The organism is Thermus islandicus DSM 21543, from assembly GCF_000421625.1.
Classification (GTDB): domain Bacteria; phylum Deinococcota; class Deinococci; order Deinococcales; family Thermaceae; genus Thermus; species Thermus islandicus.
The window spans coordinates 13,289-33,162 of the sequence record NZ_ATXJ01000013.1 but is presented as its reverse complement, the minus strand read 5'-3'; the positions used below and the strand labels follow the sequence as shown (position 1 = coordinate 33,162).

The 19,874-nt window shown below is 68.2% G+C and carries 25 protein-coding genes, 1 rRNA gene and 2 pseudogenes; 7 read left to right on the top strand and 21 right to left on the bottom strand.

Going from position 1 to position 19,874, the window contains the following annotated elements; translation table 11 throughout:
- Positions 1 to 45: 45 nt before the first annotated feature.
- Positions 46 to 1,563 (top strand): 16S ribosomal RNA (locus H531_RS0110155).
- A gap of 93 nt (positions 1,564 to 1,656) precedes the next feature.
- Here H531_RS0110155 and H531_RS0110150 read toward each other — a convergent pair.
- The gene (locus H531_RS0110150) at positions 1,657 to 2,865 is read right to left on the bottom strand and encodes a S8 family peptidase (RefSeq protein ID WP_022799241.1); all 1,209 of its coding nucleotides are present in this window, start codon (positions 2,863 to 2,865) and stop codon (positions 1,657 to 1,659) included.
- A gap of 64 nt (positions 2,866 to 2,929) precedes the next feature.
- Between H531_RS0110150 and pyrF the strand changes: the two genes are divergently transcribed.
- From pyrF to H531_RS15125, 5 genes are read left to right on the top strand one after another with little or no spacing between them, the layout of a single operon-like run.
- On the top strand, positions 2,930 to 3,703 hold the full coding sequence (gene pyrF, locus H531_RS0110145) for an orotidine-5'-phosphate decarboxylase (RefSeq protein WP_022799240.1): 774 nt from the start codon (positions 2,930 to 2,932) through the stop codon (positions 3,701 to 3,703).
- 5 nt (positions 3,704 to 3,708) lie between these two features.
- Entirely contained in the window at positions 3,709 to 4,260 is a 552-nt protein-coding gene (gene pyrE, locus H531_RS0110140) for an orotate phosphoribosyltransferase (protein WP_022799239.1), read from the top strand.
- A 3-nt stretch (positions 4,261 to 4,263) separates the two neighbouring features.
- Positions 4,264 to 5,262: a hypothetical protein gene (locus H531_RS0110135; RefSeq protein ID WP_022799238.1), complete on the top strand. Its 999-nt coding sequence runs from the start codon at positions 4,264 to 4,266 to the stop codon at positions 5,260 to 5,262.
- Entirely contained in the window at positions 5,259 to 6,227 is a 969-nt protein-coding gene (locus H531_RS0110130; RefSeq protein WP_022799237.1) for an NAD(P)H-dependent glycerol-3-phosphate dehydrogenase, read from the top strand. Before H531_RS0110135 ends, H531_RS0110130 begins: the two co-directional genes overlap by 4 nt.
- 23 nt (positions 6,228 to 6,250) lie before the next feature.
- Positions 6,251 to 6,382, top strand: a complete 132-nt coding sequence (locus tag H531_RS15125; RefSeq protein WP_022799236.1) for a hypothetical protein — start codon at positions 6,251 to 6,253, stop codon at positions 6,380 to 6,382.
- On the opposite strand, the gene H531_RS0110120 is transcribed toward H531_RS15125, so the two are convergent.
- From H531_RS0110120 to H531_RS0110080, 9 genes and pseudogenes are all read right to left on the bottom strand, one after another.
- Complete coding sequence (locus H531_RS0110120) at positions 6,379 to 7,089, bottom strand: alpha/beta fold hydrolase (protein ID WP_022799235.1); 711 nt, start codon at positions 7,087 to 7,089, stop codon at positions 6,379 to 6,381. The genes H531_RS15125 and H531_RS0110120 overlap by 4 nt on opposite strands.
- Positions 7,086 to 7,292 carry a hypothetical protein gene (locus H531_RS0110115; protein WP_022799234.1) on the bottom strand — a complete coding sequence of 69 codons (207 nt, stop codon included), beginning with the start codon at positions 7,290 to 7,292 and terminating at the stop codon, positions 7,086 to 7,088. Before H531_RS0110115 ends, H531_RS0110120 begins: the two co-directional genes overlap by 4 nt.
- Positions 7,289 to 7,705, bottom strand: coding sequence for a Fe-S cluster assembly sulfur transfer protein SufU (gene sufU / locus H531_RS0110110; RefSeq protein WP_022799233.1), 417 nt, complete (start codon positions 7,703 to 7,705; stop codon positions 7,289 to 7,291). Before sufU ends, H531_RS0110115 begins: the two co-directional genes overlap by 4 nt.
- Positions 7,706 to 7,712: 7 nt before the next feature.
- Positions 7,713 to 8,927, bottom strand: a complete 1,215-nt coding sequence (locus tag H531_RS0110105) for an aminotransferase class V-fold PLP-dependent enzyme (protein ID WP_022799232.1) — start codon at positions 8,925 to 8,927, stop codon at positions 7,713 to 7,715.
- Between the two features lie 66 nt (positions 8,928 to 8,993).
- Positions 8,994 to 9,188: pseudogene (locus H531_RS14860) on the bottom strand (HAD hydrolase family protein); the annotation flags it as partial.
- Positions 9,186 to 9,586 (bottom strand): annotated as a pseudogene (locus H531_RS15205) (multicopper oxidase domain-containing protein); the annotation flags it as partial. The pseudogenes H531_RS14860 and H531_RS15205, both read right to left, overlap by 3 nt.
- Positions 9,587 to 9,714: 128 nt before the next feature.
- Positions 9,715 to 10,104, bottom strand: a complete 390-nt coding sequence (locus H531_RS0110090) for a DUF302 domain-containing protein (protein ID WP_022799229.1) — start codon at positions 10,102 to 10,104, stop codon at positions 9,715 to 9,717.
- 22 nt (positions 10,105 to 10,126) lie between these two features.
- Positions 10,127 to 10,735: a hypothetical protein gene (locus H531_RS0110085; protein ID WP_022799228.1), complete on the bottom strand. Its 609-nt coding sequence runs from the start codon at positions 10,733 to 10,735 to the stop codon at positions 10,127 to 10,129.
- Positions 10,732 to 10,959 carry an SHOCT domain-containing protein gene (locus tag H531_RS0110080; RefSeq protein ID WP_022799227.1) on the bottom strand — a complete coding sequence of 76 codons (228 nt, stop codon included), beginning with the start codon at positions 10,957 to 10,959 and terminating at the stop codon, positions 10,732 to 10,734. The genes H531_RS0110085 and H531_RS0110080 overlap by 4 nt, the downstream gene beginning before the upstream one ends.
- Positions 10,960 to 11,033: 74 nt before the next feature.
- Here H531_RS0110080 and H531_RS0110075 point away from each other — a divergent pair, with 74 nt between their 5' ends.
- Positions 11,034 to 11,657, top strand: coding sequence for a class I SAM-dependent methyltransferase (locus H531_RS0110075; protein ID WP_022799226.1), 624 nt, complete (start codon positions 11,034 to 11,036; stop codon positions 11,655 to 11,657).
- Positions 11,658 to 11,674: 17 nt separating this feature from the next.
- On the opposite strand, the gene H531_RS0110070 is transcribed toward H531_RS0110075, so the two are convergent.
- The 11 genes from H531_RS0110070 to sufD form a co-directional block, all read right to left on the bottom strand.
- A complete protein-coding gene (locus H531_RS0110070) occupies positions 11,675 to 11,875 on the bottom strand; it encodes a DUF2283 domain-containing protein (protein WP_022799225.1) in 201 nt (66 codons plus the stop codon).
- 99 nt (positions 11,876 to 11,974) lie between these two features.
- Positions 11,975 to 12,727 carry a WD40/YVTN/BNR-like repeat-containing protein gene (locus tag H531_RS0110065; RefSeq protein ID WP_022799224.1) on the bottom strand — a complete coding sequence of 251 codons (753 nt, stop codon included), beginning with the start codon at positions 12,725 to 12,727 and terminating at the stop codon, positions 11,975 to 11,977.
- A gap of 10 nt (positions 12,728 to 12,737) precedes the next feature.
- A complete protein-coding gene (locus H531_RS0110060) occupies positions 12,738 to 13,859 on the bottom strand; it encodes a sensor histidine kinase (RefSeq protein ID WP_022799223.1) in 1,122 nt (373 codons plus the stop codon).
- On the bottom strand, positions 13,843 to 14,520 hold the full coding sequence (locus tag H531_RS0110055; protein WP_022799222.1) for a response regulator transcription factor: 678 nt from the start codon (positions 14,518 to 14,520) through the stop codon (positions 13,843 to 13,845). Before H531_RS0110055 ends, H531_RS0110060 begins: the two co-directional genes overlap by 17 nt.
- The gene (locus H531_RS0110050; RefSeq protein ID WP_022799221.1) at positions 14,517 to 14,729 is read right to left on the bottom strand and encodes an SHOCT domain-containing protein; all 213 of its coding nucleotides are present in this window, start codon (positions 14,727 to 14,729) and stop codon (positions 14,517 to 14,519) included. Before H531_RS0110050 ends, H531_RS0110055 begins: the two co-directional genes overlap by 4 nt.
- A gap of 37 nt (positions 14,730 to 14,766) precedes the next feature.
- Entirely contained in the window at positions 14,767 to 17,142 is a 2,376-nt protein-coding gene (locus tag H531_RS0110045; protein WP_022799220.1) for a heavy metal translocating P-type ATPase, read from the bottom strand.
- Positions 17,127 to 17,627, bottom strand: a complete 501-nt coding sequence (locus H531_RS0110040) for a DUF305 domain-containing protein (RefSeq protein WP_022799219.1) — start codon at positions 17,625 to 17,627, stop codon at positions 17,127 to 17,129. Before H531_RS0110040 ends, H531_RS0110045 begins: the two co-directional genes overlap by 16 nt.
- Before the next feature lie 9 nt (positions 17,628 to 17,636).
- The gene (locus H531_RS0110035) at positions 17,637 to 17,921 is read right to left on the bottom strand and encodes a metal-sensitive transcriptional regulator (RefSeq protein WP_022799218.1); all 285 of its coding nucleotides are present in this window, start codon (positions 17,919 to 17,921) and stop codon (positions 17,637 to 17,639) included.
- 2 nt (positions 17,922 to 17,923) lie between these two features.
- Complete coding sequence (locus H531_RS0110030) at positions 17,924 to 18,124, bottom strand: CopZ family metallochaperone (RefSeq protein ID WP_022799217.1); 201 nt, start codon at positions 18,122 to 18,124, stop codon at positions 17,924 to 17,926.
- Positions 18,125 to 18,243: 119 nt separating this feature from the next.
- The gene (locus tag H531_RS0110025; protein WP_022799216.1) at positions 18,244 to 18,546 is read right to left on the bottom strand and encodes a Rieske (2Fe-2S) protein; all 303 of its coding nucleotides are present in this window, start codon (positions 18,544 to 18,546) and stop codon (positions 18,244 to 18,246) included.
- Positions 18,547 to 18,549: 3 nt separating this feature from the next.
- Entirely contained in the window at positions 18,550 to 19,845 is a 1,296-nt protein-coding gene (gene sufD / locus H531_RS0110020) for a Fe-S cluster assembly protein SufD (RefSeq protein WP_028490790.1), read from the bottom strand.
- Positions 19,846 to 19,874 lie beyond the last annotated feature (29 nt).

The window sequence follows — 19,874 nt, the reverse complement described above, 5'->3', positions numbered from 1 at the left end:
CGGGAACAGGGCAATGCACGCGAACCTAACGCCTTGCAGGCGTTTTTGTTGGAGAGTTTGATCCTGGCTCAGGGTGAACGCTGGCGGCGTGCCTAAGACATGCAAGTCGTGCGGGCCGTGGGTTTTCTCACGGTCAGCGGCGGACGGGTGAGTAACGCGTGGGTGACCTACCCGGAAGAGGGGGACAACCCGGGGAAACTCGGGCTAATCCCCCATGTGGACGTATCCTGTGGGGTACGTTCAAAGGGTGGATGCCCGCTTCCGGATGGGCCCGCGTCCCATCAGCTGGTTGGTGGGGTAAAGGCCCACCAAGGCGACGACGGGTAGCCGGTCTGAGAGGATGGCCGGCCACAGGGGCACTGAGACACGGGCCCCACTCCTACGGGAGGCAGCAGTTAGGAATCTTCCGCAATGGGCGCAAGCCTGACGGAGCGACGCCGCTTGGAGGAGGAAGCCCTTCGGGGTGTAAACTCCTGAACCCGGGACGAAAACCCTGTGGAGGGGTCTGACGGTACCGGGGTAATAGCGCCGGCCAACTCCGTGCCAGCAGCCGCGGTAATACGGAGGGCGCGAGCGTTACCCGGATTTACTGGGCGTAAAGGGCGTGTAGGCGGCTTGGGGCGTCCCATGTGAAAGACCACGGCTCAACTGTGGGGGAGCGTGGGATACGCTCAGGCTAGACGGCGGGAGGGGGTGGTGGAATTCCCGGAGTAGCGGTGAAATGCGCAGATACCGGGAGGAACGCCGATGGCGAAGGCAGCCACCTGGCTCGTTCGTGACGCTGAGGCGCGAAAGCGTGGGGAGCAAACCGGATTAGATACCCGGGTAGTCCACGCCCTAAACGATGCGCGCTAGGTCTCTGGGGTATCTGGGGGCCGAAGCCAACGCGTTAAGCGCGCCGCCTGGGGAGTACGGCCGCAAGGCTGAAACTCAAAGGAATTGACGGGGGCCCGCACAAGCGGTGGAGCATGTGGTTTAATTCGAAGCAACGCGAAGAACCTTACCAGGCCTTGACATGCTAGGGGACCCAGGTGAAAGCCTGGGGTGCCCTGTGAGGGGAGCCCTAGCACAGGTGCTGCATGGCCGTCGTCAGCTCGTGTCGTGAGATGTTGGGTTAAGTCCCGCAACGAGCGCAACCCCTGCCGTTAGTTGCCAGCGGGTTAGGCCGGGCACTCTAACGGGACTGCCTGCGAAAGCAGGAGGAGGGAGGGGACGACGTCTGGTCAGCATGGCCCTTACGGCCTGGGCGACACACGTGCTACAATGCCCGCTACAGAGCGAGGCGACCTGGTGACGGGGAGCGAATCGCAAAAAGGCGGGCGTAGTTCGGATTGGGGTCTGCAACCCGACCCCATGAAGCCGGAATCGCTAGTAATCGCGGATCAGCCATGCCGCGGTGAATACGTTCCCGGGCCTTGTACACACCGCCCGTCACGCCATGGGAGCGGGTTCTACCCGAAGTCGCCGGGAGCCTTAGGGCAGGCGCCGAGGGTAGGGCCCGTGACTGGGGCGAAGTCGTAACAAGGTAGCTGTACCGGAAGGTGCGGCTGGATCACCTCCTTTCTAAGGAGCCAAGAGCCCGTTCTCGCGCTTTCAAGCCCTGCCTCTTTGGCGCCGCACCCCCCCTACTCGGGGGGGTGCGTTTTTTCTACCCCATTAGAAGCCCCGCACGTTCAGGAAGGGCTCGGGGTGGGGATGGCCGGAGGTGTTGGTCCAGCCCGCGGTGCTTTCGGCATTTTGGAGAAGGGCCTGCTTCACCTGGAGGGGGGTGTAGCTGGGGTAGCGGGAAAGGACCAGGGCGGCCGCTCCCGCTACGTGGGGCGTGGCCATGGAGGTGCCGCTTAGGGTGTTGTAGCTAGAGGAGGAGGCGTTCCAGGTGGAGAGGATGGAGACCCCAGGAGCGGCCAGGTCCACGTCTGGGCCGTAGTTGGACCAGGAGGGCCAGTCGTTTTGGCTGTTGGTAGCGCTCACGGTGATGACCTCGTCGTAGGCGGCGGGCACGTGGTTGCGGGCGTCGTCCCCCTCGTTTCCTGCGGCCACCACTACGGTGATCCGGTAGTCGCACACCGCCTTCTGGATGACGTTGTGGAAGGCGTTGGTGGAGCGGGTGGCGGGGCAGTAAAGGCCGTCCTGGTCGTCGCTGCCGCTTCCGCCTAGGCTCATGTTCACCACCTTGGGTTTGCCCCCGTTGTTGTGGGCGATGACCCAGTTGAGCCCCTGGACGATGCCGCTGGTGGAGCCCGAGCCCGAGCCGGAGAGCACCTTTACGGCCCAGAGCTCGGCCTGGGGAGCCACCCCCAGAACCCCAAGGCCGTTGGCCACGGCGGCGGCCGTGCCGGCCACGTGGGTGCCGTGGCCGTTGTCGTCGTCGTAGGGGGCGGCGCACCTGCCCCGGCACTTGACCACGGCGTAGCCCCCTTTGAGGTTGGGGAGGTCCTCGTGGCCCACCTTGATCCCCGTGTCCACCACGTATACGGAAACCCCTGCGCCCTTGGCCGTAGTGGTGGGGGCACCGATGCGCTCCACGCCCCAGGGGATGGTCTCCCCGTAGGCCCGGACCTCCTGGTCGGGGGTTAGGGCGTACACCCTGGGGTCCTTGGCCAACTGCTCGGCCTTGGCAGGGGAGAGGTTGCGGAGGATGACGGCCCCCAGGGCCTCGAGGCGATCCTCGGCGGGAATGGTGAGGCCGTGCGCCCGTTCCAAGGCGGCAAGCTTCTCCGCTACCCGGGCGGGGCTGGGAAGGCCGGGCTCGAGGACGGCGATGTAGGTTCCGCCCCCCGAAAGGCTCTGGGGGGTCAGGCTCGCCTGCTGCTGGCAGGCAGCCAGGACCAAAAAGCCTAGGGCCCAAAAACCCAATTTCCTCATAGCGCCTCCTTGCCCGAGCACTCTACCCCCCGGGGGCTCCCGCGTCAAGGCTATATTGGGGGGCATGGACTTCCTCGAGGCCCTCCTCCGGCCACCCCTGGTCCTCGGGGTGGACCCAAGGCCTAGGCTTCACGGAAGGGAGCCCATCCCCCACATCCGGCGCTACGCCCTCGCCCTCATGGAGGCCTTGGCCCCTAGGCTTGGAGCGGTGAAGTTCCAGCTGGCCTTCTTTGAGGCCCTGGGGCCGCGGGGATTGGAGCTTTTGCTGGAGCTTGCGAGCGGCGCCCGGGTCATGGGGCTCCCTGTGATCTTTGACGGCAAACGGGGGGATATCGGCTCCACGGCCGAGGCCTACGCCGAGGCCTACCTCCTGCGTTTTCCGGGAAGCGCCCTCACGGCGAACCCCTATCTCGGCCTGGACGCCCTCCTTCCCCTTTTCCGGGCCGCCCAGGAAAGCGGGGGAGCGGTCTTCGTCCTGGTGAAGACCACGAACCCGGGTTCGGGCTTCCTCCAGGACCTCCCGGTGGGAGGGAGGCCCCTTTACCTCCACCTGGCGGAGGCCCTGGCCCGGGAGGGGGAGGCCTACCGGGAAGGGGCGTGGAGCCGGGTGGGGATGGTGGTGGGGGCCACCTACGAGGCGGCGGTGCGGGCGGTGCGGCAGGCGGCGCCCAGGGCCCCTCTCCTACTTCCCGGGGTGGGGGCGCAAGGCGGGCGACCCCTCAAGGGCCCGGGGTTTCTCCTCGCCGCAAGCCGCGCCCTCTTTTACCCCGGGGGAAGGCCTGACCTGGAGGCGGCGAAGGAGGCGGCGGAGGCCCTTCTGGAGGCTTTGGTAGAGTAGGGAGGATGGACGTTTTGGAGCTCTACCGGAGGACAGGGGCCCTTCTTAAGGGCCACTTCCTCCTGAGGTCGGGCCTCCACTCTCCCGTCTTTCTCCAGTCGGCGGCCCTTTTGCAGCACCCCCTTTACGCCGAAGCCGTGGGGGAGGCCTTGGGCAAGCTCTTTGAGGAGGAACGACTGGAATTTGTCCTCGGCCCGGCCATGGGGGGCGTGGTCCTTTCCTTTGTGGTGGCGAGGGCCCTTGGGGCCAGGGCCCTCTTCGCCGAGAAGGACGGCCGAGGGGGCATGACCCTCCGCAAGGGGCTCCTGGTCAACCCCGGAGACCGCTTCCTGGCCGTGGAGGACGTGGTGACCACGGGAGAAAGCGTCCGCAAGGCCATCCGGGCCGCGGAGGCGCGGGGTGCAGTGCTGGTGGGGGTGGGGGCCTTGGTGGACCGGAGCGGGGGAGGGGCGGCCTTTGGCGTGCCCTTCCGGGCCCTGGCGCGCCTCGAGGCCCCCCAGTACCCTCCCGAGGCCTGCCCCCTTTGCCGGGCCGGGATCCCCCTGGAGGAGGTCTAGGCCGTGCGCCCCTTCTTCCTCTTTGCCCTCCTCTCCCTGGCCCTGGCCGCCCCGGAGGAGGTGGCCAAGGAGGGCGTTTCCCGGTGGCTTAAGGGGGAGCTCTCCCCAAGGATGGAGGAGGTCCTCCAGGCATCCCCCGAGGAGGCCCCGCGGCTTCTTTCGCGCTACGCCCTCTTTCCCCCGCCCCCCAAGGGGCTTTCCGTGAACCTGGACCGCCCCAAGGTGGAGGGTAGCCGGGTCTCCTTCCCGGCGGCCCTCGGGGAGGAGGTGGGGGAGGTGGTGGTGGTCCTGGAGGGAGAAAGGGTAGGGCGGATCTACTTCCGCCCGGAGGGGCTCGGGGTGCCCGCCTACCTCCTCACCCCCCTTGCGGGAGGGGGGTTCTTGCTCTTCACCCTCGTTTGGACCCTCCTCCTCCTCCAGCCCACCCCCTTCCGGGCCTGGGCCCAGGAGGCCTTGGCCCTCCTCCGGACCTATAGGGGCCTCTACCTCTTCGCCAACCTCTTCCTCTACGGCCTCTTCGCCTTGGGTGCCCTTCTGGCCTACCGGATGCCGGACTTGGGCAGGGCCCTCCAGGACCTCTTCGGTGGGGCCCTCGAGGTCTTGGGCCTGGGGGAGGCGGTGGGGAAGGGAGTTCCGGTCCTCGCGGGGGCCATCTTCCACTGGAACTTCAGCCAGGGCCTCTTCCTCACGGGGCTCGTCCCCGCCCTCCTCCTGGGGGTGCCCGTCCTCCTTCTGAACGCCGTCCGCTACCTCGTCTTCGGCTTCGCCCTTTCCCCGGCCCTTCTGGGGAAGGCCTTCCTCGCCCACCTCCCCACCCTTCTCCTGGAGCTTCAGGCCTACATCCTGGTCACCTTCGGGGGGCTTGTCCTCCTGGCCCAGGTGGCCAGGGGGAAGGGGTACCGGAGGGGGCTGAGAGGGCTTCTCCTCGCCTTTTACCTTGGGGCTTACCTCCTCGCCCTTGCCGCGTGGTACGAGGCCTGGGAGGTGCACTTCCTCCTATGAGGGTGGCGGTTCTGGGGGCGGGGGCCTGGGGCACGGCCCTGGGCGTCCTCCTCGCCAGCCAGGGCGTACCCACGGCCCTCTGGGCCCGCCGGAAGGAGCAGGCGGAGGCCCTGAGGGCCATGCGGGAGAACCGGGACTACCTGCCGGGGGTCGCTCTCCCCGCCTACCTTTTCCCCACCTCCGATCCCGAGGAGGCGCTGGAGGGGGCGGCCCTCGCGGTGGTGGCCATTCCCTCCAGGGCCCTGAAGGAGGTGCTGGCCGCCCTTCCCCGGGCCCCCTGGTACGTCTCCGCCACCAAAGGTCTTTTTTACGAGGAGGGCGGGGTGAGGACGCCGGCGGAGGTGGTGGAGGCCCTCACCGGAAGGCCTGCCGTGGCCCTCTCCGGGCCCAACCATGCGGAGGAGGTGGCCCGCTTCCTCCCCACGGCCAGCGTAGTGGCGGGGCCGGAGGAGTGGGCAGGGAAGGCTCAGGCCCTCTTTGCCGGCCCCACCTTTCGGGTCTACACCAGCCGCGACCGGCGGGGGGTGGAGCTTGGAGGGGCGGTGAAGAACGTCCTGGCCCTCGCGGCGGGGATGGTGGACGGGCTTAGGCTTGGGGACAACGCTAAGGCCGCCCTCCTCACCCGGGGCCTTAGGGAGATGGTCCGCTTCGGCACCGCCCTGGGGGGCGAGGAGGCCACCTTCTACGGGCTTTCCGGCCTTGGGGACCTCATGGCCACGGCCTACAGCCTCCACTCCCGGAACCGCCAGGCCGGGGAGAGCCTGGTGCGGGGGGTGGCCCGGGAGGCCCTCGAGGTCCGGGGGGTGGTGGAGGGGCTCTACGCGGTGAAGGCCATGCTGGCCTGGGGGAAGGAGCGGGGGGTGGAGCTCCCCGTGGCCGAGGCGGTCCACCGGGTGGCCCACGAGGGCTTGGACCCCTTGGTGGCCCTCAAGGCCCTCATGGCCCGGCAGCCCAAGGAGGAGTGAAGGGGGTCATGTAGCCTGGAGAAGTGGATCCGGAGGGGCGCCGTTTTATCGCTTACCGCCTCACCCCGGAGGGGTTCGTGAAGGAGGAGGGCGGGGAGGTGTACGTGCCCTGCCTGGGCCTCCGCCTCTCCCTCGAGGACGTCTTCCGGCTTTAAAAGAACTCGGCGAGGAAGCCCAAAAGCGCGGTGCGGAAGGCCTTGGGGTTTTCCAGGTTGGCAAGGTGGCCGGTCTCGGGCAGGATGAGCATGCGCGCGTCGGGGAGGGCCTTCCACATGCGCTTGGCTTCCTCCGGGGGGGTGAGGGTGTCCTCCTCCCCCACCAGGACCAGGGCGGGCACCTCCATCCTGGGGAGAAGGGGGGTGGAGTCGGGCCTTTCCGCCAGGGCCACGAGGCTTTCCGCCACGGCCTCGGGGGAGGCTTCTAGGATGAGGGCCCTCGCCTTCTCCACCACCTCGGGCCTCAGGGCCTGGGTGGTCTTCCCCAGGTGGCCCGGGAGGAGGACCTCGGGCAGGAAGCCCACCCCCTCCTGGAGCACCCGCTCCCTTAGGGCGTAGCGGTTTTTCTTGGCTGCCTCGCTGTCGGGACCGGCCCGAGTGCTGGCGAGGACCGCACCGAGGAAGCGCTCGGGGGCCTTGCGGAAGAGCTCAAAAACGAGATAGCCCCCCATGGAAAGCCCCACGAAGACCGCCCGCTCCAGGCCCGCCTCCTCCATCTCCTGGAGCACCTTCCCCGCGGCCTCCCCCAGGGGAAGCCCGAGGTAGTGGGGGGCGAGGACGGGAAGCCGGGTCTTGAGGAGGGCCACCTCCTTCTCCCACATCCTGGGGCTGTAGGGGAAGGCGTGCAGGAAGACTACGCCCTTCATGCCTCCTCCTTCACGGGCTCTCCCTTCAGGCCCAAGGCCTCGAGGCGGGCGATGAGGGCGGGGTCCTCCACGAGGACCACGTTCTCCCGCCCTAGGGTCTTGGCCCGGATCCTTCCCTCCCGGGCCGCCTCCTTCCAGGCCTCCATGAGGTCCTTGTGGGCCACGAGGAGGGCCGTCACCTTGTGGGCCGGGTAGCGCCTCACCTTAAAGCCTCCTCCAGGGCGTGCCAGGCCAGGGTGGCGCACTTCACCCGGGCGGGGAGCCTGGCCACCCCCTGGAGGGCGAGGAGGTCCCCCAGGGCGGGGTCCGGGGGACCCCCCTCCACCACCATGGCCTGGAACTTGCGGGAAAGCTCCAGGGCCTCCTCCACCTTCTTCCCTTTCACCGCCTCGGTCATGAGGGAGGCGCTCGCGGTGCTGATGGCGCACCCCTGGCCCTGGAAGCGGATGTCGGCGATGACCTCCCCTTCCAAGCGCACCATCACCTCCACCTGGTCCCCGCAGGAGGGGTTCATGCCCCCGGCCCGCCTCGAGGCCCCGGGCAGGACCCCGAAGTTCCTGGGGCTCTGGTAGTGGTTGAGGAGGATCTCCCGGTAAAGCTCGTCAAGGACGCTCATTGGCTCATTATAGCCAGGCCCGGTACCTCGTCCGGATGCGAAGGAGCGCTTCGGCGAGACGGTCTACCTCTTCTTGGGTGTTGTAGAGGTAGAAGCTTGCCCGGGCGGTGGCCGCAAGCCCCAGCTTCCGATGGAGGGGCTGGGCACAGTGGTGCCCGGCCCGCACGGCGATTCCCTCTTGGTCCAAAAAGGTGGCCAGGTCGTGGGCGTGGAGGCGGCCTAGGGTGAAGGGGATCACCCCGCCCCGGTCTGGGCCCTTAGGTCCGTAAACCTTGAGTTCCGGGATTTCCGCAAGGCGGCTTAGGGCGTACTCCAAGAGGGACCGGTCGTGGGCAAAGACCTTCTCCATCCCTATCTCCATGAGGTAACAGGCCGCCTCCCCCAGGGCGATAGCCTCGGCGATGGGGGGGGTGCCCGCCTCAAAGCGCTGGGGCGGAGGGGCGTAGGTGGAGCGGTCCACGTGGACCTCGAGGATCATCTCCCCCCCGCCCAGGAAGGGCATGAGGCCTTCCCACACCTCGTACCGGCCCCAGAGCACCCCAGCCCCCGTGGGCCCCAGCATCTTGTGGCCGGAGAGGGCGAAAAAGTCCGCTCCCAAGGCCTTCACGTCCACGGGGAGGTGGGGGGCGCTTTGGGCCCCGTCCACCACCACCAGGGCCCCTGCCTCCTTGGCCCTTTTGGCGATCTCCGCCACGGGATTGATGGTGCCGAGGACGTTGGACATGTGGACCAGGGAGACCACCCGGGTCCTCTCCGTGAGGAGGGCGTCCAGATGGGAGAGGTCCAACCGCCCTTCCTCGGTGAGGGGGATGGCCCTCACCTTGGCCCCCTTGAGCCCCGCCACCAGGTGCCAGGGCACGAGGCCCGCGTGGTGCTCCATCTCGGTGACCAGGATCTCGTCCCCCTCTTTGAGGTTCCTTAGGCCCCAGGCGTAGGCCACGAGGTTCATGGCTTCGGTGGTGTTGCGTACGAAGACGACCTCCCGGGGTTCGGCGTTCAGGAAGCGGGCCATGCGGCGGCGCGCCTCCTCGTAGGCCTCGGTGGCGGCCACGGAGAGGCCGTAGGCTCCCCGGTGCACGTTGGCGTTTTGCTCCTCATAGTAGCGCCTGAGGGCCTCGAGGACCCTCTTGGGCTTCTGGCTTGTGGCGGCGGAGTCCAGGTAGACGAGCCCGGGATGGCGGGCAAGGAGGGGAAAGTCCTCCCTTAGGGCGCTTAGGTCCATGCCCTCAGTCTACCCCCAGCCTGCGGGACAGGCCGATCCTCCCACCCCATGCGGGCTTGGGCCCGCGAGGTTCTGCACCATCTTGGCGTAGGTGGCCCGGGCGAGGCGGAGGGCCAGGACCACGTCCAGGGGGTCGCTTTCCACCAGGACGAGGTCCGCCGCCTCTATGGCCACGTTGGTCCCAGCCCCGATGGCGACCCCGAGGTCGGCCTCGAGGAGGGCGGGAGCGTCGTTGATCCCGTCCCCTACGAAGGCGGTGGGCCTCCCAGGGAGAGGGTGGACGTGGAGGTGGATGGGATGGTTCATGTCCCCCTGGTTCTCCACCTCCCAGACCTCTACCGTGCCCGCCTTGGCTTGAAAGGGTCAGGGCCTTGGGCAAGGGGAGGGGCTGAGGATTTTTGGGCGCCACCACGTAGAGGAGCGCCTCAGGCTGGTTTTTCCCCAGGGTGGGACCGTGGCCCATGCCCATCATGCCCATGGCCCCGCGGTCGTAGGGCAAGGCCTGGAGGGGAAACCGGCCTTCTTTCCTCAGGCGCACCAGGACTTCAGCCCGCTCCCCCGGGGCCTTCCCGTTCTCAGTCCATGGGGGTGTGCGGCGCCGGGCGCCCGCCCTCGAGGGCCAGGTCCTTCAGGACGAGGAGATGCTCCTCCGCCTCCCTCGGGAAAAGGGGGCGGCCTGGGCCTGAACCAGGCCCAGGACCAAGCTTCCGGCTGCCGTCTTGAGGGCGCCCCTGCGCGTCAGCATGCCCTGAGGCTAGGGGAGAAGCGTTAAGGGCGCGTAAAGCCTTTAGAGCCGGGCCAGGGCCCGTTCAAGCCTGGCGCGGGCCTCCTCGGCCACAGGGGCGAGGGCTTCCCGGGTGGCCTCGGGGAGGACCCGGAACATCTCCCTGGGGTCCTGCACCAGGACCTCCACCCCCTCTTTCGCCTCCCGGAGCACCACGTTGCAGGGGAGGAGGAGGCCGATCTCCAGCTCGGCCTCGAGGGCCCTCGCCGCCAAATGGGGGTTGCAGGCCCCAAGGATCAGGTAGGGGGGCTTTTCCAGGCCAAGCTTGGCCTTAAGGGTGGCGGCCACGTCCATCTCGGTCAGGATTCCAAAGCCCTCCTCCTTGAGGGCGGCCTCCACCCGGGCCCGCACCTCGGGGAGGAAGCCCTTCAGGGTCCTGCGAAGCGCGGTCATGGATACCTCCTACCCCTATAGCTTACTCCCCGTGCCCGCCCAAGAAGGGCCCGTGCCAGGTGTGGACCCAGATCTCCCCTGTGTAGGCGTTGACCGAGAGCATCCCCTCTACCGCCCCGCGGCCAAAGTCAAAGGTGTAGTAGCCGGGGAAGGCTCCTGCCTCCAGCACCTGGGCTTTGGGGAGGAAGCCCTCTAGGAAGGTTTCCGCGAGCCTCCTGGCCTCCTCGAGGCGGTAGCGCACCGGGGCCTGGAGGGAGCCGTGCATTCCGAAGCGGGTGTTCCACATCATGTTGGGCCCGGGCTCGGGGGAGACCACTCCGGTGTAGCGGTCGGCGATGAGTTCCAAGAGGCCCTGGCCCTTCTCGTCCACCGCCTGGGCGTAGTAGTTCTGGCTGAAGGCCATGAAGTCCTTAAGGCGCGCCCCCGGGTAGAGGCGCTTGGCATAGGCCTCCATCCGGGCCTTGGCCACTTCCTCGGGAATGGGCTTCGCCTCCGGGGGGTAGACGGCCATCATGCCCATCCCCATCCTCCCGGGGCCCATCCTCCCGTACCCCCCCATCATCCCCTGGGTGAGGGCAAGCCCCAAAAGCCCGAGGACCGCCAAACCTAAAACCCAGCCGGTCCGCTTCATGCTTCCCCTCCTTCCAGCTCCTTCTTGAGCCTCCTAAAGGTCTCCTCGTCCAACTCCCCCTTGGCGTAGCGGAGCCTGAGGGCTTCCAGCGCCCCGTCTCGGTTGCTCCGCCTCTCCAGGGCCTGGAAGCCTAGGTAGACCAGGAGGGCGAGAAGGCCCAGAAAAAGGAGCATGCCGAAAAGCCCGAAGAAGCCTCCGAAACCCATTCCACCCCAACCCATCATGCCCATGGTTCCCCTCCATCTATACCCTAGACCCGTATTGTTAAGCTCCCGTAAAGGGGGGGTAGACTGGCCCTGTGGTCCGTAAGCGCCTCTTCGCTCGGCTCTACCCCAGGCTTTCTGCTCGGCACGAGGCGTGGGTAGCGGCCAAGAAGCGGGCTCTTTTCCAAGAGGCCCTGAGGCGGGTGCGGCCCCAAAGGGTGTTGGAGATCGGTCCCGGGCCCGGCACCAACCTGGCCTACCTTCCCCCCGGGGTGGCCTGCCTAGCCCTCGAGCCCAACCCCTTCTTCCACCCCATGCTCAAGGCCCGGGCGGAGGTCTTAGGGCTGAACCTGGTCCTCCTCTTCGGCCGGGGGGAGGCCATCCCCTTGCCGGAGGAAAGCGTGGACCTCGTGGTGGGTACCCTGGTCCTCTGCTCGGTGGCCGACCCCGAAAAGGTCCTGGAAGAGGTCCACCGGATCTTGAGGCCGGGCGGGGCCTACCTCTTCCTAGAGCACGTGGCCGCCCCGAGAAGAACCCCTCTGCGCTTCCTCCAGGAGGTGGCTACGCCGCTTTTCTCCCTCCTCGGGGACGGATGCCACCCCAACCGGGAAACCCTCGCCCAAATCCAAGCCCGCTTTCCCCGGGTGGAGGCGGAGGCCTTTTCCCTGCCCCTTCCCGTGGTGGCCCCCCACGTGGCGGGGCTCGCTTTCAAGGAGTAGGGGCTCCTGGCTCCCCTTCAGCGGTCCGAGGGCACGGTTTCAAACAAAAGCCTTTGTAGCGCCGCTTCAGGGGCCCGCTGGCAGGGGTAAAGCACCTCAACCCCCACGATCCGGTCCTGCTCGTCGTAGTCCACGAGGATCCCGGGCGCCACCTCCTCCGAGCGGCTGGCCCGGCCTTCGGCGAGGGCCAAGTAGAGGGCATCGGCTTCGTGGTCCACCTTCAGCCTCGCACCCTTCCCCCTCTCCGGAATCCGGACGAGGCGGTGCTCCAGCGAGGGGTCTACCCGGTCCTCTGCGTGCTGGACGAGGATGCCCCCTCACGGGAGCCTCCAGACCCGCCCTTGGCCGTCTATGAAGACGAGCCTTCCCGCCTCCACAGGGTGGGCGGCGAGGGCCAGGACCGTTCCCAGCCAGAGCCTCTTCCAGCCCACCGGGGTCCTTCGCCACAGCCCGGTTTTCCCTCCCAGGTAGAGGGTGTCTGCCCCCACCGCCAGGGCGTAGACCTCCTTTTCCGGGGCCGGCACCGGGGTGAAGGTCTGGCCTCCGTCTTGGCTTTGGTAAAGCCCCTGGCCCAGGGGCGCCACGTAGAGGGTTTCGCCTTGGAAGGCCATGGCCGCCAGGCCCGCTTTGGGCAGGCCCTTAGGGGAGATGGCGGAGAAGGTCTTCCCTCCGTCTTGGCTCAGGAAGTAGCCGTGGGTGGCCTCGAGGGCCAGGTGGCGCCCTGCCGAGGCGGCGTAGCCGTGGAGGTCCATGGCGGAAAGCCCCTTGGGGCGAAGGTTCCGCCAGGTCCTGCCCCCGTCTTGGCTTTCCGAAAGCACCCAGTGCCCGGCGGCGAGGATCCGGGGCCCGTCCAGGGCGAGGGCCATGGCGTCAAACCCCGCTTTCCGAACCAGGTCCTCCCAAGTCCGGCCTGCGTCCTTGGAGACTTGGATACCGTCGTGGTGGCCGAAGAGGAGGCGGCCATCGGGAAGCCACAGGAGGGCGTGGGCATCCCGGGTGGCCACCTGTCCCACCGGGGTCTGGGCCAGGGCCTGGAGGCCCAGAAGGAGGAGGACGAGCGCCTTCCACATGCCGCCCATCCTAGCCCTGGGGTGTTAAGCCCTGGTCAAGGGGCAGGGTAAAGGTGAAGGTCGTCCCCTGGTTCAGCCGGCTTTCCACAACGATCCTTCCCCCCATGGCCTCCACCAGGCCCTTGGCGATGGTGAGCCCCACCCCGCTTCCCCCCTCCCTCCGGCTCCTTGCCCGGTCCACCCGGTAGAAACGCTCAAAGATGTGGGGCAGGTGCTCCTCGGGGATGCCGGGGCCGGTGTCCGCCACCTGGAAGGCCACCGCCTCCCCCTGGGGGAAGGCCCTAAGGCGCACCTCCCCCCCTTCCGGAGTGTGGCGGAGGGCGTTGGTGAGGAGATTGGCCAGGACCTGGAGGGCCCTCTCCTCGTCGGCGAGGACGGGGGGAAGGGGCCCCTCCACCTCCACCCCAAGCCGCACGCCCTTGGCCTGGAAAGCGCTCTGGAAGCGGGCCTCCGCCTCTTTCAGGAGGGCTTTCGGGTCCAGGGGCTTCGGGCGGATCTCCACGGCCCCCGCCTCCACCCGGGAGACCAAGGAAAGGTCCTCCACTAGGCGGCGCATGGCCTTAACCTCCCGAAGGATGCCCTCCGCCGCCCTTTCCTTGGAGAGGACCCCGTCCGTAAGCCCCTCGGCGTACCCCTGGAGGGCAGCCAAGGGGGTCCTGAGCTCGTGGGCCACGGTGCCGATGAGCTCGGCCCGGGTTTTCTCCACCTTCTCCAGGGCCTCGGCCAGGCGGTTGAAGTGGAGGGCAAGCTCCCCGAGCTCGTCCTTTTCCAAGAGGGGAAGGCGCACCCCGTACTCCCCCTGGGCTATGCGGCGGCTCCCCTCGGCGAGGAGCCTGGCGGTTTGGGCGAGGCGCAGGCTGGCGAAGGAGGCGGTGAGGAGGGCCCCCAGGGCGGCGAGGGGCAAAGCGGAGAGGAGGGCGGCGGTGAGGGTGGAGCGGAGGCCCTCCTCCAGATCCCGCCTTAGGACCTCCCCTATCCTGCCGTTCCCCAGGGTGGCGATGGCGTGGTACATGCGCTCCACGTGTCCCCGGTAGAAGGCGGGGGCGAGGGCCTCCGTCAAAAGGAAGAGGAGGAGGAGGGCGAGAAGGGCCACCAGGAGATGGCTTAGGAAGAGCTTAAGGAAGAGGCGCATCCGGCTCCTTGAAGCGGTAGCCCACGCCCCGCACCGTTTCAATGAAGCGGGGGTTTTCCGGGTCGTCCCCAAGCTTCTTGCGGAGGGCAGCGATGTGGACGTCCACCACCCGGTCCACCCCCGGAAAGTCCGGCCCCCAGACCTTCTCCAAGAGCCTTTCCCGGCTGAAGACCATCCCCGGGTGCTGGGCGAGGGTAAGGAGAAGGTCAAACTCCAGCCGAGAGAGGGGAAGGGGCTGGCCCTCCAGGTAGGCCTCCCGCCGGGCGGGGAGAAGGCGCAAGGGGCCGTAGGCGAGCTCCTCCTTGAGCCCCGCCCGCCGGAGAAGGGCCTTGACCCGGGCCACCACCTCCCGGGGGCTGAAGGGCTTCACCACGTAGTCGTCGGCCCCGAGCTCCAGCCCGCGGACGCGGTCCTCCTCCTCCCCCTTGGCAGTGAGGATGAGGAGGGGGAGCTCCGGGCGCTCCCGGCGCAGGATCCGGGCCACCTCGAGGCCCTCCACCTTGGGGAGCATCAGGTCCAGGACCACCAGGTCCGCCTGGGGGTAGAGCTCCAAGGCCTTCTCCCCGTCCTCCGCCGTGAGGACGGCCAACCCGGCCCCCCGCAGGTAGGCCCCGAGGACCTCCAGGAGGGCCGGGTCATCGTCCACCAGGAGAACCTTCATGCCAGATCCCGCTTCATCCGCTCAAAGGTTTCCTTGTCGATCTCCCCCCTGGCGTAGCGCTCCCTTAGCACCTCCAAGGCCCGGTCCCGCCGCTCAGGGGCTAGGGCCCTGACGAGCCAGTAGACGAAGAGGCCTAGAAGGGCGAACCAAAGGAGGCTCAGGAGGGGCCCCCACCAGCCCATGTACCAGCCGTGGTCGCACCACCACATGCCGCTCACCTCCTGATACCAGGTTCCCTCTTTCCTGTTAAGCCGCAGTAAAGCTTGGAGGCCGGAAGCCCCGTAGCCTCAGGGAGTTGGTGAGGACGAAGAGGCTAGAAAGGCTCATGGCCGCCGCCGCCAGCATGGGGTTCAGGAGGAGGCCCGTGAAGGGGTAGAGGGCCCCGGCGGCCACGGGGATGAGGAGGACGTTGTAGGCGTAGGCCCAGAAGAAGTTCAGGTAGATGGTGCGGAGGGTCCTTCGGGCCAGGAGGATGGCGTTCACCACACCCCTGAGGTCGGGGATGAGGAGGATGGCGTCCCCGGCCTCGAGGGCGATGTCCGTGCCACTGCCCATGGCGAGGCCCACGTCCGCCTGGGCCAGGGCGGCGGCGTCGTTGATCCCGTCGCCCACGAAGACCACCTTCCGCCCGGATTCCTGGAGTCTCTTCACCGCCTCTACCTTGCCTTCGGGCCTCACCCCGGCGAGGACCTCCGGGATGCCCACGGCCTCCGCTACCCGCTTTGCCGGGGCGGGGTGGTCCCCGGTGAGGAGAAGAGGCCTTAGGCCCAAGGCCTTCAGGGCCGCCACGGCCTCCTTGGCCTCGGGCCTTGGGGGGTCAAAGACGGCGAAGGCGGAAAGGAGCCTGCCCTCCTCCGCCAGGTAGAGGGGGGTGTAGCCCGTTTCGGGGAGGGCTCGGGCTTCCTCGGGGAGGGGGATGCCAAGCCTGTCCATGAGGGCGGGGCCCCCGAGGTAGAGACGCCTTCCTCCCACCCAGCCTTCCACCCCCTCCCCAGGGAGGGCCCGCACCTCCTCCGCCGGGAGGGAAGGGAGGTCCTTGGCGGCCTCGAGGACCGCCTTGGCGATGGGGTGCTCGCTTCCCCTTTCCAGGGCGGCGGCCAGGCTCAAGGCCTCCTCCCGGGAGAGGCCGAAGGGGAGGACCTGGACGAGCGTGGGCCTTCCCAGGGTCAGGGTCCCCGTCTTGTCCAGGACCACGGTATCCGCCCGGGCCAGGGCCTCGAGGGCTGTCCCCTTGCGGAAGAGGAGGCCGAGCTGGGCCGCCCGCCCCGTGGCCACGGCGATGGCCGCCGGGGTGGCGAGGCCCATGGCGCAGGGGCAGGCGATGAGGAGGACGGAGAGTGCGGCCACGAAGGCGTGGGAAAGCCCCGGGCCCCAGAGGAGCCAGAGGAGGAAGGTGAGGAGGGCGATCCCCAGCACCACGGGCACGAAGACGCTGGCGATCCGGTCGGCCAGCTCCTGCACCCTGGGCTTGTAGGCCTGGGCCTCCTCCACCATCCGGGCCATCTGGGCCAGCACCGTGGCCTCGCCTACCCGGCTCACCCGGACGAGGAGGGCCCCCTCCCCGTTCACCGTCCCCCCCACCACCTCGTCCCCTGGGCCCTTGGCCTTGGGGAGGGGCTCCCCGGTGAGCATGGACTCGTCCACGTGGCTTTGGCCCTCCACCACCACCCCGTCCGCGGGGATCCTTTCCCCGGGAAGCACCCGCACCAGGTCCCCCGGGATCAGGGCCTCGGCGGGGATCTCCTTCTCCTCCCCCTCCTGGACCACCCGGGCGGTTTTGGGCCTTAAGGAGAGGAGCTTGCGGATGGCCTCCGAGGCCTTGCCCTTGGCCCCTTCCTCCAGGTGCTTGCCGAGGAGGATGAGGGCGAGGATCACCGCCCCGGCCTCAAAGTAGAGGTGGCGGGCCTGCTCTGGGAGGGCCTCCGGGAAGAGGAGGACCAGGAAGGAGTAGAGGTAGGCGCTCCCCGCCCCCAGGGCCACCAGGGTGCTCATGCCGAAAGCGCGGTGGCGGACCTCGGCCAGGGCCTGCCGGAAAAAGCGCCTCCCGGCGTAGAGGGCGGGAAGAGCGGTAAAGGCCTGAAGGGCCTCGGGGAGGCGGGGGAGGGAAAGCATGGGCCCCATGGCGAGGAGGAGGGTGAGGAGGGCGAAGGGGAGGGCGAGGAGGAGGTCCTTGCGGTAGGTGGGGGCCTCTTTCCCTGCCTCCTCGCCCCCCTCCAAAGGCTCGTAGCCCGCCTCCCGGATGGCCTGGCGGATCCGGGCGAGGCTCACCGTGTCCGGTAAGTACTCCACGAAGGCCTTTTCCGCCGTGAGGTTGACCACCGCCGAGACCACTCCGGGAAGCCTCTGGATGGCCCGCTCCACCCGGGCCACGCAGGCTGCGCAGGTCATCCCCTTCACGGGGATCTCGGCCCGGGCCAGGACAGGCTCGTAGCCCGCCTCCTCCACCCGCTTCAGGACCTCCTTGAGGTCCACGCCCTCCTTTAGGCGGAGGAAGGCCTCCTCCGTGGTGAGGTTGACCCGGGCCTCCTCCACCCCCTCCGCCCGCTGCAACGCCCGCTCCACCCGGGCCACGCAGGCTGCGCAGGTCATCCCCTTGACGCCGAGCTTCACCTCAAGAGCCATAGCCTAAAGGCGTGCATCTCCTTGGTCTGGGTCAGGGCGATGTCCCGGGCCAGGTCCAAAACCCTCCGGTCCTTGGCCGAGGTGAGGGCCTCGAGGGCCATTTCCACGGCTTCCTTGTGATGGAGGAGCATCCCCTCCACGAAGGCCCGATCAGGGTCTTGGGCCTCCTTTAGGCGCTTGAGCATCCCCGCCATCTCCTGGCGCATGGCCCCGTAGGCTCCCTGGTCCAGACCCCCCAGGCCCGGAAGCCAGGAGCGCATGAGGGCGATCTCCTTTTCCTGGGCCTTGAGAACGGCCTCGGCCCAGGCCCGGACCTGCCGATCCTTGGCCTTCTCCAGGGCATAGCGGGCCATCTCCAGGGCGCCTTCGTGGTGGGCGATCATGGCGGAAAGAAAAGCCCGCTCCCCCGCCTTCGGCGGGGCGTGCCCCTCGTGCTGGGCCAGGGCGGGCAGAAGCAGCAAAAGGAGAACTCCGAAGCGGCGCATCCTTACCTCCTAGCGGTACTTGAGGGCTTCCATGAGCTCCTCTACGATTTCCTCTACGTCCCCCCGCTCGTGGGCGGTGGCCACGTGGTCCCTGAGGTGGGCCCTGAGGACCATCTCCCCGATCCGGTCCAGGGCCCCCTGGATGGCCTTGAGCTGCTTGAGGACGTCCACGCAGTAGACCCCCTCGTCCTCCAGCATGCGCAAGACCCCCTCCAGATGGCCCTTGGCGGAGAGGAGCCGCCTCCTTGCCTCCTCCCGGGTCCTGGGGTCCAGGCGCAGGTGGGGGTGGGGCATGGCTAGGCCAGGACCTCGGCCCTGTATCCCTCCTCCTCCACCGCCTGGATCAGGGCCTTGGGGTCGGCCTCCCCCTCCACCAGGGCCTCGCCCCTTTCCAGGGAGACCTCGGCCCTCTCCACCCCGGGCACCTTGAGGAGCGCCTTCTTCACCGCCATGACGCAGTGGTTGCAGGTCATGCCTTCTACCTTGAGCCTCAGCATCTCTCGTCCCCCCTACCCCACCCCAGGAGGGGTGGGTATCCCCACCCTAGCCCTTTTTCTCCGCCCTGTCAAGAACAACGGCCCCGGGGACGCTCCCCGGGGCGGGCTGCGGCCTGGGCCTAAAGGTCCAGGAGGACGGTCTCCCCCTCTAGCCGGGCCGGGAAGACCTTCACCGGCCTAGGGGCGGGGAGGGTCTGCCGGCCCGTCCTCAGGTCAAACCGGGCCCCGTGCCGGGGGCAGACGATCCTGCCGTCCACAACCTCCCCCTCGTGGAGGGGGCCGTCGTCGTGGGTGCACACGTCCTCGAGGGCAAAGACCTCCTCCCCTGTGTAGAGGAGGAGGATGGGCTTCCTGTGCTCGGGCCGCTTCACCACCAGGCGGCCGTTTTGGAACTCCTTGAGCGTAGCGACGGCCGTCCACATGGCTTAGATGCGTACCTTTTCCTCAATCACCGCCTCAATGTGGGCCCGGAGGGCCGCAAGGGGGATGCGGGTGAGGACGTCCGCCAGGTGGGCCTTGACCAGAAGCTCCTGGGCGAGGCTCCGGGGCAGGCCCCGGGACTCCAGGTAAAAGAGCTGTACCTCGTCCACGGGCGCGGTGGTGGAGCCGTGGGTGCACCGCACGTCGTTGGCCCCGATCTCCAGCTGGGGGATGGAGTCCACCCGGGCTGTGGGGGAGAGGAGGAGGTTCCGGTTGGCCTGGTAGGCGTCCGTCTTCTGGGCCCCCTTTTCCAGCCGGATGAGGCCGGAGAAAACCGCCCGGGCCTCGTCCTTCACCGCCCCCTTGTAGAGGAGGTCGCTCCTCGTGTGGTGCGCCACGTGGTGCTGCAGGGTGTAGTGGTCAAAGTGCTGCCTTCCGTGGCCGAAGTAGAGGCCGAGCATCTCGCTTTCGGCCCCGGGACCCAGAAGCTCCGAGGCCACCTCGCTCCGGGCGTAGGTCCCGCCCAGGTTCACCACCAGGTCGTTGAGGCCCGCGTCCCGCTCCAGAAGGGCCCTTTGCCGGTGGAAGTGCCACACGCCCTCGCCTAGGGTCTGGACGTGGGCGTGGCGGAGCCTCGCCCCGGGTCTCAGGACCATCTCCGTGGCCGAGAGGTGAAGGGTGGGGGGGAGGTCTAAGGAGAGGTACTCCTCAATGTAGGCGGCCTTGGCGTTGTCCTCCAGGAAGAGGAGGCTTCTTCCGGCGGAGGTCCGGCCTCCTTCCAGGATCACCTTGAAGACCCCAAGGGGCTTGTCCACCTCGAGGCCCTTGGGCACGTAGAGGAAAGCCCCATGGGTGAAGAGGGCACTGTTCTTTGCGGCAAACTTGTCCTCGGTGTGGACCGCTCGGAAGAGGGCAGCCTCCACCTTTTCCGGGTGGGCCTTCAGGGCCTCGGCCAGGGAGGTGAAGACGAGGCCCCTCGCGAGAAGCTCCTCCGGGACCTCGGCGTAGGCGAGATCGGGCCCCACGAAGACCAAAAAGCCGGAGACGTCCGTCCGCTCTAGGCGGCGCCTGACCAGTTCGGGAAGCCCTTCCCGGGAAAGCCTAAGCCCCTTGGGGGCCTCCACCGGGCTTTCCAGGGGGGCCTCGGAGAGGTCGGTGTACCGCCAGTTCTCGTCCTTCTTGCTGGGGTAGGGGAGGCGGGCGAAGGCCTCCAGGGCCTCAAGCCTCCTCTGCAGCACCCAGGCGGGCTCGCCCAGGGCCTGGGAGAGGGCCTCCACCTGCGTCTTGTCCAGTACCTGCATCCTTGCCTCCTTGCAGGGGAAGGGGAGAG

What these genes read in the sequence shown, in the direction of transcription:
- H531_RS0110150 (WP_022799241.1), bottom strand. Translation starts at nt 2,865, where the DNA reads ATGAGGAAATTGGGTTTTTGGGCCCTAGGCTTTTTGGTCCTGGCTGCC.
- pyrF (WP_022799240.1), top strand. Translation starts at nt 2,930, where the DNA reads ATGGACTTCCTCGAGGCCCTCCTCCGGCCACCCCTGGTCCTCGGGGTG.
- pyrE (WP_022799239.1), top strand. Translation starts at nt 3,709, where the DNA reads ATGGACGTTTTGGAGCTCTACCGGAGGACAGGGGCCCTTCTTAAGGGC.
- H531_RS0110130 (WP_022799237.1), top strand. Translation starts at nt 5,259, where the DNA reads ATGAGGGTGGCGGTTCTGGGGGCGGGGGCCTGGGGCACGGCCCTGGGC.
- H531_RS0110120 (WP_022799235.1), bottom strand. Translation starts at nt 7,089, where the DNA reads ATGAAGGGCGTAGTCTTCCTGCACGCCTTCCCCTACAGCCCCAGGATG.
- sufU (WP_022799233.1), bottom strand. Translation starts at nt 7,705, where the DNA reads ATGAGCGTCCTTGACGAGCTTTACCGGGAGATCCTCCTCAACCACTAC.
- H531_RS0110105 (WP_022799232.1), bottom strand. Translation starts at nt 8,927, where the DNA reads ATGGACCTAAGCGCCCTAAGGGAGGACTTTCCCCTCCTTGCCCGCCAT.
- H531_RS0110090 (WP_022799229.1), bottom strand. Translation starts at nt 10,104, where the DNA reads ATGACCGCGCTTCGCAGGACCCTGAAGGGCTTCCTCCCCGAGGTGCGG.
- H531_RS0110085 (WP_022799228.1), bottom strand. Translation starts at nt 10,735, where the DNA reads ATGAAGCGGACCGGCTGGGTTTTAGGTTTGGCGGTCCTCGGGCTTTTG.
- H531_RS0110080 (WP_022799227.1), bottom strand. Translation starts at nt 10,959, where the DNA reads ATGATGGGTTGGGGTGGAATGGGTTTCGGAGGCTTCTTCGGGCTTTTC.
- H531_RS0110065 (WP_022799224.1), bottom strand. Translation starts at nt 12,727, where the DNA reads ATGTGGAAGGCGCTCGTCCTCCTCCTTCTGGGCCTCCAGGCCCTGGCC.
- H531_RS0110060 (WP_022799223.1), bottom strand. Translation starts at nt 13,859, where the DNA reads ATGCGCCTCTTCCTTAAGCTCTTCCTAAGCCATCTCCTGGTGGCCCTT.
- H531_RS0110055 (WP_022799222.1), bottom strand. Translation starts at nt 14,520, where the DNA reads ATGAAGGTTCTCCTGGTGGACGATGACCCGGCCCTCCTGGAGGTCCTC.
- H531_RS0110050 (WP_022799221.1), bottom strand. Translation starts at nt 14,729, where the DNA reads ATGTGGTGGTGCGACCACGGCTGGTACATGGGCTGGTGGGGGCCCCTC.
- H531_RS0110045 (WP_022799220.1), bottom strand. Translation starts at nt 17,142, where the DNA reads ATGGCTCTTGAGGTGAAGCTCGGCGTCAAGGGGATGACCTGCGCAGCC.
- H531_RS0110040 (WP_022799219.1), bottom strand. Translation starts at nt 17,627, where the DNA reads ATGCGCCGCTTCGGAGTTCTCCTTTTGCTGCTTCTGCCCGCCCTGGCC.
- H531_RS0110035 (WP_022799218.1), bottom strand. Translation starts at nt 17,921, where the DNA reads ATGCCCCACCCCCACCTGCGCCTGGACCCCAGGACCCGGGAGGAGGCA.
- H531_RS0110030 (WP_022799217.1), bottom strand. Translation starts at nt 18,124, where the DNA reads ATGCTGAGGCTCAAGGTAGAAGGCATGACCTGCAACCACTGCGTCATG.
- H531_RS0110025 (WP_022799216.1), bottom strand. Translation starts at nt 18,546, where the DNA reads ATGTGGACGGCCGTCGCTACGCTCAAGGAGTTCCAAAACGGCCGCCTG.
- sufD (WP_028490790.1), bottom strand. Translation starts at nt 19,845, where the DNA reads ATGCAGGTACTGGACAAGACGCAGGTGGAGGCCCTCTCCCAGGCCCTG.